Here is a 12,455-nt window from a genome sequence, read left to right as displayed (position 1 = left end):
ATCTGGTCGACAGGCCGCTACCGATTCAGGTTCGCACGACGACTCACGCCATCGCGTCGAGGAAGGTGGTGACGGCTCGACGGAAGTCGTGCGGGTTCTCGGCCCACGGCAGGTGATCGGATCCGGCGAGGCTCACCCGTGAGCAGTTCGGCAGCGCCTGGTGCAGCGAGTCGACGCCCCAGCGGGGACGGATGTCCTCCGGGCCGTCGACGATCAGCACGGGCAGGTCGAGCGCCCGGCACCGCGCGGTGAGGTCGGCTTCTCTCAACTCCCGTTTGACCTCGGCGTTGATGGCCCGGTTGCAGTCACGGTTGAGACCGAGCCACGGCGTGGCCATCTCCTCGGCGTGCCGCAGCCCGGCGTCGGGGTCGGCGAAGTCGGCCGACCACTGCAGGACCGCCCACTCGCGTTCCTCGGCGGGGGTGCGGTCGCGGGCACCAAGCGCCTCCCACCGGTCCAGGCGCGCCCCGAGCCGCCGCCGGAGATTCCGCTCGTAGTGCGGATGCCACCCCCGATCAGCGTCGATGCCGGTGCCGGAGACGTAGATCAGGTGACTGACCCGCTCGGGGTGGTCGAGGGCATACCGCAGCGCCAGGTGCGCGCCCCACGAGTGCCCCAGCAGGACCGTCCGCGGCCCGGCCAGGCGCTCGCGTACCGCGTCGAGGTCGGCGACGAAGCGGGCGACCGTGTACGGCCCGCGCCGCTCCGAGCGCCCGCACCCACGCTGGTCCCACCGGACGACGCGGGCGTGCTCGTCGAGCAGCCGGGCGACCGGGTCGAGGTAGTCCCACATGCCCGGGCCGCCGTGACAGAGCACCAGCGGAGACCCGGCGCCGGCCTGGTCGGCCCACAGGCGACAACCATCTTCGGTACGAACGACCACGGCCATCGCGACAGTATGGCGACCCGTGCGCCCGCTGGCGGGGGCCTGCGGTGGGACGGCCGATGTGGCACGTTTGGCGGATGAGCGTCGAGGAGATCCCGCTCGCCGGCGGGAACGTGTCGGCGGGCGTGGTACGGGTCGGAGACACCGTACGCCGGCAGGCCGGTCCCTGGACCCCGGCGGTGCACTCGCTGCTCGACCATCTCTGGTCGGTCGGTTTTCGGGGCGCGCCCCGGCCGCTCGGCATCGACGAGCAGGGGCGGGAGGTGCTCACCTACGCGGCGGGTGAGGTGCCGTGGCCGCACCACTTCGACCTGCTCGAACCGCTAGACCAACTCGCCCGGGTGGGCCGGCTGGCGCGGGAGCTGCACGACGCGCTCGCGACATTCACCCCGCCGGCCGACGCGCGGTGGAACGCCCTCATTGCGGCTGACCGGGACGAGCTGATCGTCCACCACGACCTCGCGCCGTGGAACCTCGTGATCGGTGACCGCTGGGTCGTCATCGACTGGGACAACGCCGGGCCGGGGTCACGCCTGTGGGATCTCGCAAACGCGGCGCACGGCTTCGTCCCGCTGTCGGCGCATCCCGACTGGCAGCGCGCCGACGCGGGGCGGCGGCTACGCACCCTCGTGGACGCGTACGGGCTGGACCAGCAACAGCGCCGCGACCTGGTGCCGCTGCTGACCGTGCGGACCCGGGCGATGCACGACTTCCTGCGGGACCAGGCCGCGCTCGGGGTGGAGCCGTGGGCGACGCACTGGCGGACCGGGCACGGCGACGTATGGCGCGCCGACGCCGACTACACCGAGCAGCACACCGACCGGTGGCTGAAGGCCCTGCTGGACTGACGCCGCCTACGGCTCGCGCATCCAGAGCTTCGGATCGTTGAGGAAGATTCCCTTGCCCTGGTGCCGCCGGATCACTCGCAGCGCTTCCAGCCGGACGTAGACCATCTGGATGGTCGAGGTGCCCACCTTGTAGTCCGCGGCCATCTGAGCGATCGACGGCAGCTTGTCGTCTGACTTGAGTCGCTTGCCCCTGACACCAGCGATGATGTCGTCGGCGATGCGGATGTAATCGGGTGTTATTGGCATGGCGCTCCTTGCGTGGCACGCCAATTCGATCACGAACCGCCCACGAACGACAACAACCGGTGATTGACTTAAACGGCTAAGCCGTTAGTGTTGTCCTCGGGCCGCTCCTCGCGTGGCAACGAGTTCGGCTCATTCCCCCGGTCGGGGCGGGTGCGCGTGCCCGTCCCGACCTACCGAGTGCGCTCCGCCTCCGTACCGCCGATGTGGGCTGCGGCGGCGGAGCGGGCGGGTTGTCCGCACGCCGGCTGCGGACGGCCCGCCCTTCCACACCCACCGCACCGACCCTCCGCGCTTCCGCCTGCACTGGGAAAGGACCGACGTGACCGAGGTGTATCGCTCCGGCCAGCTCTACGGCACGGGCCTGCCGGCCCGGATGACCCCTTACGAGGCGCGGACCCGCGCCTTTGACAGGCGCCGCCGGGGCGTCGACGGCGAGCAGGTACGCGCGTTCCCGGCCGAGGTCGCCGACGAGCTGACCGACCTGCACCGGCAGATCCGCCGGCTCACCGTGGAGAACGAGCGGCTGAAGCGGGCCGTACGCGACTGGCAGGCGATGCACGCCCGCGAGTGCCGCCCACCGAACCAGGGTCACTGGTAGCGGTGCGTCCGCAACCGGGTGACCGGCTGCGGATCGACGGCCGCGCCTCGGTGCAGTTCGGCGGCGACCGCGCCCTGACGTTCCGGGTCGTCTCGGTCGGACCCGAACTGACCCACCTCGGCTGGATCTGGCTGACCGGTTACGTCCTCGACCGTCGTGGCCTCGCCACCGCGAAGCGGGAGATCTTCGTCCAGCTCGCCGGCCTCCGCCCGCCTGTCAACATCCCGACGCCGAGCCGTGCTCGCGTCACCCGCCCCTATGCTGCTCGGAATGACCAGGGTGACAGCGGAGCAGCTCGCCACGGCTCGGGGGTGCGTGCTCGGGCTGATGCTCGGTGACGCGATCGGTGCGACCGCCGGCACCGCGCCGGCCGGCGGGGCGCTGCGGGCCACCAGCGCCGGCCAGCTCGCCTGCTTCACCATCGACGGCATCATCCGCGCCAACGTCCGAGGCATGCACAAGGGCATCTGTCACCCGCCGAGCGTGGTGTGGCACGCCTACACCAGATGGGCGGCGATGCAGGGCATCCCCGGCATCAAACGCTGGCAGGAGGAAGACTGGCCGGACGGCTGGCTCGCACAGGTCCCCGCCCTCGGGAAGCGGCGTGGATCCGCCCCGGCCACCGTGTCCGCACTGCAGGCGCAGCCGGTCCTGGGCGACGGTGACCGCACCTGGACCAGCACCGGAGCACACGGGCTCACCCGTACCCTGCCCGCCGGACTCATCCGATGGTGGGGGCCGGAGCCCGGCCGCTTCGCGGCGGAGGTCGCGGCCACCACGCACGGCCCTGAGGCGGCCGACGCCGCCGCGCTCGCCGCTACGGTGATCAGCAACATCATCGCGGGCCGGAACATCGAAGAGGCGACGGAACGGGCACAGCGGGAATGCCAGTCCCTGGTCCGGGTCATGAACGACCAGCCGCTCTCCCCGGCGGTGCACGCGGCGCGGGACACTCCACGCCAGGCGGCTGCCCTGGCGCAGCTCTGCCCGGATGCCCGGGCCGCTTCGGCGCTGGCCGGAGCTGTCTACGTGGCGCTCTCGTTTCCCGACCGAGAGCAACTGGGCGACGCTCTGCTGTTCGCCGCGTCCGTCCCGTACGGCAGGCACGTGGCCGCCACCGTCGGAGCGTTCCTCGGCGCCGCGCACGGCGTCGACGCTCTTCCGATCGCGTGGGTCTCCCGGATGGAACTGGCCTGGGTCGCCGACGTCCTGGCCCGCGACCTGGTCACCGAGTTCGTCGACGGGCCGTCCGGGAGCGAGTACAGCGATGCGACGGACCCCCACTGGTGGGATCGATACCCCGGCTGGTGACGCATTCGCTCACGTCGGTCCGCCGGCGCTGCCGTGCTCGGCTCGGAAAAGGTATGAAGGTCCCATGGAACTAACCGTCGAGGTGCAACCGCCGGACAGCCCGGGGGCGCTGTCGACGCGACATGTCGCCGACGAGTCGCGAGTGGATGATCTGGCGACCGCGATAGCCCTGATCAGCAGAAAGTTGGCTGACCAACTCGACGCCGGGGCCGACTCCGGCCAGGTGTGGATGCTCGACGGGCTTGAGGCCACGTTCCAGCTTGACCTGCTACCCGATGCCGGTGTGCTGCTCGTGCGCGACGACGAGCGTCACGCCGTCTCCGTGAAATGCACGTACAAGCGTGTGCCCGGATCCTCGGAGGAGCCGCGGACAGCACCGTGAAGCGGCTACGTCTCTGGCTGGGAATGATCGGCCTTGTCACCACCAGCTATTTGATCTTCGATCCTGCCGAGCGCTTCGCGCTCGCGTGGGCCACGTTCACCGAGTTCGGGCCCTACGCGCTGGCGGCTCTCGCCCTGGTGAATCTCGCGCGAGCGCTGACCCGCTCGGTTGCGGCCTACATCGGCCCAGGCATCCTGGCCACGATCGCCGCCATCGTGGCGCTCCGACCCGCCGTCAGTCCGGCCCAAGTAACGAACATCGCCTTCGCGGTGGTGTTCGTCGGCGCGGTCGCCTTGGCGACGTCGGCGGTGGGCGGCGAACGCCCGTGGACCCGGGTCATGTGGAGCGGACGCGTTGCCGCACTGAACGCCCTACGCGGGCAGCTACGCGCGGTCGCAGTCCTCGGCGAGATTCGGGTGGACATGCTCGGCTCGCAGCCTCATGGTCAGCCCGTCCTCACTGCCGTGGCCTTCGGCGGCCGGGTGGTGGTCGACGTTCCCCGGGAGTGGCGGGTGTTGGCCCGACCGCCGGCCGGACCACTGCTTCTCGTACGGGAATCGGGCCGTCGCGAACTGCCTGACACGGACGGCCACGACCTTGAGGTTCGACTGATCGGCTTCGGTGGAGCCCTGGAACTCCGCCGAAGCTAGTCACGCCTCGGATGCACATAGGACAGGTTCAGCTCGTCCGCGGCGGACGGTGGGTCCGGCGTGTCGTCGCTGACCATGAAGAAGTGGGACAACTGCCTGTTGCGCTCCGCTTCATTCTTCGTGGTCGAGGGAAGCCCAAGGTGAAGACCCTCGATGAGGTCGAAGCGGTGCAGGTCGTAGGCGACCGACATCGCCAGGCCCTGACCGCCCGCTGCCGCGATAGCGGCACGGTAGGCGGCGACAGCGAGCAGCAGCAGAGCGGCCGGAACCAGCCGCATCCACCCGTCGTTGGCGAAGGCCACAAACCCCAGCGCAGCCATGACCAGGAAGGTGACCGCAAGATTCGCCGAGGCGTCCACGCCGTCGCTGTCCGAGTCGAACTCGTCCGCGACCTTCTTGCTGAGCAGCGGATAGAGGCGGGGCCACGTTCTGAGGGTGTCCATCGCGTAGCGCTCACCCGCTACCCGCTCGTTGCGCCGAAGGGTATTGCCGAGCATCGTCGGCAGCACCGGCTCCGTCCCGGGCGGGTATGACATGAGCTTTGTCTCGGCGCGTTCCGACCGGGCTTCGATCCTCCGCGCCCGCCGCTGCACCCGGACCTGCGCGGCGATCGGCATGCGGGCGAGTTCAACGTCGTTGACATTCGGAACGGAGGAGTTCGCTGCTCGACGTAGCCTTGCCCGTCTCCAGGTGTGGACCCCAGTGGCGAGGCGACTAGGAAAAACTCCCAGCCGTCCATGCCAATAGCCCTCGAGCATTCGAACGAGCCGAATCTGGAACGGCTGGATGACCACGGTGAGTGTGATCACCGAAAGCACGAACACCAGCAGCCCGCCCGCGTCCGTCTTGAAGCTGATGTTTGAGAGCGCCTCCGGAAACACCAACGGAGCGGTGTTGGTGAAGGCACCGATCATCAGAAGGACCCAGACGTACGCCACGAGGATGGCGTTCGGAAGCAGGCCGACGATCAGCAACCGTCCGAAATTGGCAGCAGTCGAGGTGAACAGCGCACCCAGCCACATGTCTCACACCTCACTCGGTACGCAGAGGACGAGGGTCGTGCGCGCCAGGGCTTATGTGTTGGCTCCCCTCGGCATCGAAGTCACGCGGATACACCAACGTCTGGGAGCAACCGCTGCATGAGTAAAGCCTCACGAAGACCTTTCGCACTCCCATGTGCGAATGCTGCTCACACCGGATACTGGTCTCATCCGAACGCAGTAGACGACTGACCCATGGACAGCCTGCGGCCGGACAGAGATAGACGAAGCGAGGGCGATCGTTCGGCAGGCCGCGAAGCTGAAACCGATGCCCGAACCAGGTGATCGGCAACCGGGAAATGATGATCAGCAGGAGCCATGATCTCACCCGGCTTCCTCCAGGAGTGAGGCTGTGGTGACAGCGAGTTTGCCACGACGTCTCAGCGAGAGGAACGACCCGATCGGTTGACTGGGTACCACCAGTGGGACTGGGGGGGGATCGAACCGATCAGACGGGCTGCCGTCAGCTCGGACCGGACGGTCTCACGCGAGTGCCGCGCTGCGGTGGGCGTTGACCACCCAGGCGTCCGGCAGCGCGATCCACTCGTTGTCACCCACCCGCACCACCGTCCCGTCCAGCTTCGGCAGTAGCCCCGGATCGTCCATCGGGCAGAGCACCCACACGCCGCCCGCCCCGGCTCGCGCCGCGTCGGCCAACTCGTGCAGCCGCTCCATCGCCCGGTAGCGGGCCAGCACCGCCGCGTCGTGCAGCAGCACCGGCCCCGCCTCGACGCTCAACCGCTCGCGCAGGCGCGGCGCGACGAGCTGCCACGCCTGCTCGACGTACTCGCCGAGCTTGATGGCGGCGCGCGAGTTCTCCGGCGCGTTGTCGGCGCCGACCACGGTCTCCCAGGTGGGTTTCGGGCGGGCGTCGACCAGGCCGCGAAGCTCCCGCACGAACTCCTCCGCCACGCTGACCGGGCGGGCGTCGAAGCGGCGTACCAGTTCGTCGCGGGCCGGCGCGTAGCGGCTGAGGCGTACCGTCAGGGCCCGGAACCCACCGGCGGACCTGGCCCCGGCCAGGCGTTCCTCGGCCCGCATCGCGTCGGCCAGCTCGGGCGACTCGGCCGCCCACCGGCTCGGCACCGTGCTGGCCGACGGGCGCCGCTGGATGATCGACATGGACGACGAGCCGGCGCGGGGCGGCGGCGGGAGGAACCGGTCGCGATCCCGGCGAAGCTCGAAGCCCGCCTCGGCGAGCAGGCGGTCCAGTCTCCGGTCCGTCGGCAGCGGCGCCAGCTCGGGGAAGCGCGCCGAGACGCGCTGCTGCACCAGCTCCGGGCTGAGCGCGCGCTGGTTGTCCGACGCCGGGGGCACCACGCCGGCCTGGGCGAGCCGCAACGCCCGCACCGGGTCCAGGTCGCGGGGATAGAGCTCCAGTCGGGCGGTGGCGGCGGCGCGGTCCGAGGCCACCGCGGCGAGCAGCACCCGCCGCCGTTCGTCGATGACGTCCGCCGCGCCGCCGGGCGCGGTCACCGTGGCGAGGGTACGCATCACCGTGGCGGCGCTGGGCAACACCTCACTGGCGGCGAGCCGGTCGGCGGCCTTCCCGAGCGCGTCGGCGTAGTCGAGCAGCGCGGGCGCGGTCGGCGTGTCCGGCGCGTCGTCCTCACCGGCCTCCAACGCGACGAGCAGGCGATCGCCGCGCGGGTGCGGCTTGCCGTCGATGTCGTCGCGACCGTGCCGGCGCAGCAGCAGGCGCGGCTCCTCCTCCAGCGCGTCGATCTCGACGGCGGCCCGCACGGCGGCGACCGCCACCGCGAGCCGCAGCGCGTCGCCGGTGCGCACCGAGCCGCGGCTGGTCAGCAGCGCCGCGGCCAGCTCGGCGACGCCCATCACCCGGCCACCGTCGCGCAGCAGCTCCACGATCTGGGTACGCACGCTGCGTACCACCGCAAGCTCGTGCCAGCGTTTGCGCTGCTTGCCGAGAATCTGCGCGATCCGGCCGGCGGTCACCCCGACGGCGGCGGCGACCAGCGGCTGCTGCGGCCAGAGTGGCAGCGCGGGTAGGGCGCCGGTGTCGTCGGGCAGGTTCAGCAGCAGTCGCGTCGCCTCCGCCTCGGCGGTGTTGCGGCCGTTTCGGGCGGGCACGAGCAGGGTGGCGACGGCGTCCAGGCCGACGCGCACCGGGTCGGTGTCGCCGGCCGTGGTCTCCGTGGCGGCCTCGGCGCTGGCGGCCCGGCGGGCGGCCGCTGAGGTGGGGATGGTTTCCCGCTCCCCCAGCCGGCTGCGCCACTCCTTGACCCGGCGCTGCAGCTCCTTGCGCGTCTTCGCGCCGAGGCCGGGGAGCGTGGCGAAGGTGTTGTTGCCGACCGCCAGCAGCTCGCCGACCGTGGTGGCCTCGACCCGGTGCGCGGCGGAGACCGCCCGTGGGGTGAGCCCGGCGGCCTCCAGCGCGGTCGCCCTGGTCGCCCGGGCCGCCGCCTCCTCACGGACCTGCTCGGCGACCTGCTCGTCCGGCTCCTCGGCCTCGGTCTCCGGGTGCTCCGAGCCGACCGGGGTGCTGGCGTCGGACCGCCGGAAGATCTGCTGCCAGGCGTCGCGCATGTCCTTCAGCGAGCTGAAGCGCCGGCGGTGGTCGCGGTGCAGCGCCTGGTGGAGGAACTCGACCAGGCCGTCGCGTACCGCCGGGTCGAACGCCTCCGCCGCCAGCACCGGGGGTCCCTCGGTGAGCTGCGGCTCGGTGCCGCCGTCACCCCAGACCGGCAGCTCACCGGAGGCCATCTCGTGCAGCGTGACCGCGAGGGCGTACCACTCGGCGTGCTTGTCGTAGACCTGCCGGTTCGCGGTGCCGAGGAACGGGTCCAGGTAGCGGGGGGTGCCGGCGGCGAGCTCCTTGACCGAGACCCCGGCCAGCGAGAAGTCGAAGAGCACGAGCTGGCGGGTGCGGTTGGGCCGGATCCGGATGGCGATGTTGTCCGGCTTGATGTCCCGGTGGTAGACGCCCTCGCCCTCCAGGTAGTCGAGCGCGCCGAACAGGTAGTCGCTGTAGGTCTCCAGCTCGTCGACGGTCAGGCGGCCCTCGTCGCGAAGCTTCCGGGCCAGGGTCAGCTCGCCGGCGTGCTCCAGCACGACCACGGTGCGGTCGGCGATCCGCAGCGGCTCCGGCCTCGCCAGCCGGATGACCCGCGAGTCGGTGAGCGGGCGGAGCACCTTCGCCTCGTGGGCGAGCCGGCCGGCCTTCTCGTCGGAGAGGCCGACCTTCAGCACCTCGTCCCGGCCGGTGCGCTCGTTGTGGGCGAGGAACGCGCGACAGGTCGACCCGGTGCCCAGCCGCTTCCTGATCGTCCACTCCGCGACCCGATCACCGCCGCGCGCCTCCAGCGGGTCGGTCTCCTCCGGCTCCGGCTCACCCGGATGCGTCGACGGCGGCGGCGCGGTGAGCTCGTTCTCGACCTCCTCGAGCATCTCGACGAAGTCGGCGACAGTGGTGAGGCGCTGCGCGGGCACCGGGGCGGTGGCCGCCTGGATCAGCTCGTCGGCGAACTCGCTGATCCCGTCCGTCACCGACGAGGGGCGCAGGCCGTTGTCGCGGGCCAGCCGGGACAGCAACTCCTGCCGCTTGGCCGCGGGCGGCTGGCCGGTGAGGATCAGGTAGGCCAACGCGCCCAGACCGAACACGTCCATGGCGATCGGGTCCGGTCGCGGCGCGGTCAGCTCGGGCGCGAGGTAGGGCTCGGCGGACAGCTCGATGTGCGCGGCGGCGTGCGAGGAGATGCTGACCGGGTCGCCGCTACTGCCGCCGCTGGTGTCCACCGCACGGGTGGCGGCCTGCCAGTCGCTGAGCTGCAACTGCGGGGTGAGCCACGCCTCCTCCTCGCTGCCCCCGCGCCGCCTGCGGCCGGGCGTGACGAGCACGCTGCGCGCCGACAGCGCGCGGTGGTGGAGGTGACGCCGGTGTGCGTACGCGACGGCGTCGGCGAGTTGGCGCACCAGCGCCACCCGGGTCAGCGGGTCGAGGCGCTCGCCGTACTGGGCGACGTAGTGGTCGAGCCGGACGGCTCGGGGGTCGTGCCGGAAGATCAACGCCGGACCCGCCTCGTGCGACTCCAACGCATCGACCCGCACGATGCCGGGGTGGTTGATGCCGTGCAGCACCGTCATCTCGCGCCGGGCCGCCCGTTCGATGCTGGCCCGGTCGGCCTGCACGGCGTTCCGCTCCACCAGGTAGATGCGGATGCGCCGGTGCTCCCGCTCCAGCTCGCGGTGGCGGGCGTGATGGTCCTGCCAGGTGGGGCCGAGATCGTACGGCCGCGACTCCAGCTCCCACGCCCCCACCTGGTAGTGCCGGCGACTGCGGGCCACCCCCACGGCTTCCAGCAGGGCGGGCAGGGCGGCGGAGACCTCCTTGTTCACCCGCTGCCGTTCGTCCTGCGGTGGCCGTTGCAGCAGCGAGCCGATCGCCGGCAGCGGGCCGGGCTGGTGCCCGGGCGCCGGCTCGGGCCCGTAGACCCCGTGCAGGTGGTGCTCGGAGAGCTCGATGTGCAGGCCCGGCTTGGACAGGAAGACCGCCGCCTGCACGAACGGCACCCGGACCGGCGCACCCTTGCGTCGGGATGCGGCGGTCTGGAGCAGTCCCTTGAGCTTCTTGGCCTTCATGTCGGCGAGGTGCAGGGGGTTGTCGAACGTCCGGGTGCGGCCCGGGCTGGTCTGGATCCAGTTGGAGCCGCTGGAGGTCAGCCGGCCGGTCAGGCTCTTGATCTCGATCAGGTAGAGCCCACCGGGGCCCGCCACCAGGAGGTCGACCTCGTAGGGGTGCCCGGTCGGGGCGGTGAAGGTGAAGTTCGACCAGGCGCGGTAGGGCTCGGTGTCGGGCAGCAGCGCCTGGACGTACGCCAGGGCCTCCCGCTCGTGCGCGAACTGCGACGGGGTGATCGTCGTCCACCGGCCTTCCTGCATGCAGGAGATCCTAGGCTGCCAGCCGACGGACCCGGACTCGCCACTCGTCGTGGGTGGGCCCGTCCGCGCCGCTTCTGACTCTGGCGTCACCTGTCAGCCCCAGGCGCAGTCGAACAGGGTCCGCACATCCGCCTCGGTCGCCTCCAACGGCCGGGCCGCGAGGTAGGCGGACAGGTCGCGGAAGTCGGCGGCGGCGTTGTGCACGCACGTCGCCAGCGCGCCGTCGAGCAGGTCGAGCGCCACCATCGCGTCGGGCGCGGTCGGGTCCGCCATCGGCGGCGTGCGGACGTCCCGGGTGAACACCACGTGGCAGGCGTGCCGGTCGGCCGTGACGACGCAGCGGTAGCGGCCGGCGTCGGTCAACTGGTTCCTGATGTCCGCCCACACCGTCGCCTCGGCGACGTCCGTCACGTCCGCGCCGGCCGCGCAGGCCGCCCGGACGAGGCAGCGGGTCGGGTCGCCGGGGGTGCTCGTCACGTGGACCAGCGCCAGACCGCCACGGTGGAAGACGGCGAAGCCCTGCACGTCGGGCGCGCGACGCAGGAAGTCGGGAGTCCACACCCGGTCGTACCGCCGCTGGGCCAACGACCTGAGGAATTCGACGGTACGGCCGGCGGCCCGGCGAGCCTCGACGCCCATGCGGTCAGTCCCGCCCCGCGACCGGCACCGCGAGCCAGCGGAACCGGCCGTGCCGCCCCGGCAGCTCGGTGAAGTCCTGCCAGTCGAGCCGGTAGTCGCCGCTCAGCTGACGCTCGTTGGGCGGGAAGTAGCGCCCGTCGACCCCCCACCGGAGGACGCCGGTGAGCCGCCGACCGTCGTGGAGCCGGAACTCGCGGTCCCGGGTGGGCTGGTCGACGGCGGGCGCCCGCCACAGCGCGTGGTCGTTGGTGAGCAGCAGCGCGAGGCCGGTCGTCCCGGCCGCCCCGGGCCGGCAGAGCTGCTCCAGCCGCTCGACGTCGGCGACGAAGCGGTTCCGCACGATCTCGGCGGCGGTGTGGCTGCGCAGGCCGTACTCCTCACCGGTGTGCGGGTCGGTGCCGTTCCAGCGGATGGTGACGTAGGTCAGTTCGATCGCCGTCCGGCCACCCGGGCCGTGGCAGAGCAGGTCCAGGTGTTCGTTCTGCTCCTGCCGCACGGCGAGGCGGACCTGGAGGGCACCGTCGAGTTGGCGCAGCGTCCACGCGAACGCGTGCTGGAAGTCCGCCTCGGAGTGGAACAGGGACCGCTCGGCGCCGAGTTCCGCCATGACGCTCGTGACCGGTACGGATCCGGCGATCAGCATTCACACCCCACAGTGACGACGAATCCTTCCGGCGGCGCCCCACCGCCGGAAGGATTGCGGAGCCTCACGCTACGAAGCGCCACCTAGCGGAATCAAGACATCACGCTGAGATCGGCGTCCGGTCTGGACGGTCGGTCCCGTCAACGGGACCGACCGCATGAGCACGTTAACAGACTCTCGGCCTTCCGTCCCGTCGATAGGACTAGCCGACCCGTCCTCCGAACGGCCGGTCACGTGTCGGGGCGCACGCCCGCGCGGCTGCCGGCCACCGCCGTCGTCAGTTGTTAGGTTGGATCGCGGATCGCCGCGCACG

At 71.4% G+C, this 12,455-nt stretch carries 12 protein-coding genes; 6 read left to right on the top strand and 6 right to left on the bottom strand.

The window, feature by feature from the left end; genetic code table 11:
- Positions 1–43: 43 nt before the first annotated feature.
- Positions 44–889 carry an alpha/beta fold hydrolase gene (locus GA0070213_RS01365; protein WP_091055806.1) on the bottom strand — a complete coding sequence of 282 codons (846 nt, stop codon included), beginning with the start codon at positions 887–889 and terminating at the stop codon, positions 44–46.
- Between the two features lie 74 nt (positions 890–963).
- Here GA0070213_RS01365 and GA0070213_RS01360 point away from each other — a divergent pair, with 74 nt between their 5' ends.
- Complete coding sequence (locus GA0070213_RS01360; protein ID WP_091055804.1) at positions 964–1,734, top strand: phosphotransferase; 771 nt, start codon at positions 964–966, stop codon at positions 1,732–1,734.
- A gap of 6 nt (positions 1,735–1,740) precedes the next feature.
- On the opposite strand, the gene GA0070213_RS01355 is transcribed toward GA0070213_RS01360, so the two are convergent.
- The gene (locus GA0070213_RS01355) at positions 1,741–1,980 is read right to left on the bottom strand and encodes a winged helix-turn-helix domain-containing protein (RefSeq protein WP_091055801.1); all 240 of its coding nucleotides are present in this window, start codon (positions 1,978–1,980) and stop codon (positions 1,741–1,743) included.
- Positions 1,981–2,299: 319 nt separating this feature from the next.
- Here GA0070213_RS01355 and GA0070213_RS01350 point away from each other — a divergent pair, with 319 nt between their 5' ends.
- The 5 genes from GA0070213_RS01350 to GA0070213_RS01330 all read left to right on the top strand — a co-directional run bounded on the left by GA0070213_RS01350 (position 2,300) and on the right by GA0070213_RS01330 (position 4,921).
- Positions 2,300–2,578 (top strand): cell division protein DivIVA, encoded by a 279-nt coding sequence (locus GA0070213_RS01350; RefSeq protein WP_245716205.1) that lies wholly within the window; start codon positions 2,300–2,302, stop codon positions 2,576–2,578.
- 2 nt (positions 2,579–2,580) lie between these two features.
- Positions 2,581–2,916, top strand: a complete 336-nt coding sequence (locus tag GA0070213_RS31990) for a hypothetical protein (protein ID WP_245716204.1) — start codon at positions 2,581–2,583, stop codon at positions 2,914–2,916.
- Positions 2,849–3,889 (top strand): ADP-ribosylglycohydrolase family protein, encoded by a 1,041-nt coding sequence (locus GA0070213_RS01340; RefSeq protein WP_217628570.1) that lies wholly within the window; start codon positions 2,849–2,851, stop codon positions 3,887–3,889. The genes GA0070213_RS31990 and GA0070213_RS01340 overlap by 68 nt, the downstream gene beginning before the upstream one ends.
- 64 nt (positions 3,890–3,953) lie before the next feature.
- A complete protein-coding gene (locus GA0070213_RS01335; protein ID WP_091055797.1) occupies positions 3,954–4,271 on the top strand; it encodes a hypothetical protein in 318 nt (105 codons plus the stop codon).
- Positions 4,268–4,921, top strand: coding sequence for a hypothetical protein (locus GA0070213_RS01330; RefSeq protein ID WP_139128603.1), 654 nt, complete (start codon positions 4,268–4,270; stop codon positions 4,919–4,921). The genes GA0070213_RS01335 and GA0070213_RS01330 overlap by 4 nt, the downstream gene beginning before the upstream one ends.
- Here GA0070213_RS01330 and GA0070213_RS01325 read toward each other — a convergent pair.
- The 4 genes from GA0070213_RS01325 to GA0070213_RS01310 form a co-directional block, all read right to left on the bottom strand.
- Positions 4,918–5,943 (bottom strand): hypothetical protein, encoded by a 1,026-nt coding sequence (locus GA0070213_RS01325; RefSeq protein ID WP_091055791.1) that lies wholly within the window; start codon positions 5,941–5,943, stop codon positions 4,918–4,920. The genes GA0070213_RS01330 and GA0070213_RS01325 overlap by 4 nt on opposite strands.
- A 501-nt stretch (positions 5,944–6,444) precedes the next feature.
- Positions 6,445–10,860 (bottom strand): BREX system serine/threonine kinase PglW, encoded by a 4,416-nt coding sequence (gene pglW / locus GA0070213_RS01320; protein ID WP_091055788.1) that lies wholly within the window; start codon positions 10,858–10,860, stop codon positions 6,445–6,447.
- 93 nt (positions 10,861–10,953) lie between these two features.
- Positions 10,954–11,499: a hypothetical protein gene (locus tag GA0070213_RS01315; RefSeq protein WP_091055785.1), complete on the bottom strand. Its 546-nt coding sequence runs from the start codon at positions 11,497–11,499 to the stop codon at positions 10,954–10,956.
- 4 nt (positions 11,500–11,503) lie between these two features.
- Positions 11,504–12,106, bottom strand: a complete 603-nt coding sequence (locus GA0070213_RS01310) for a hypothetical protein (protein WP_139128602.1) — start codon at positions 12,104–12,106, stop codon at positions 11,504–11,506.
- Between the last annotated feature and the right edge of the window lie 349 nt (positions 12,107–12,455).

It is taken from the genome of Micromonospora humi, from assembly GCF_900090105.1.
Lineage (GTDB): Bacteria > Actinomycetota > Actinomycetes > Mycobacteriales > Micromonosporaceae > Micromonospora > Micromonospora humi.
Note: the sequence above shows the minus strand (reverse complement) of the source record. Positions and strands in the feature narration are given on the sequence as shown.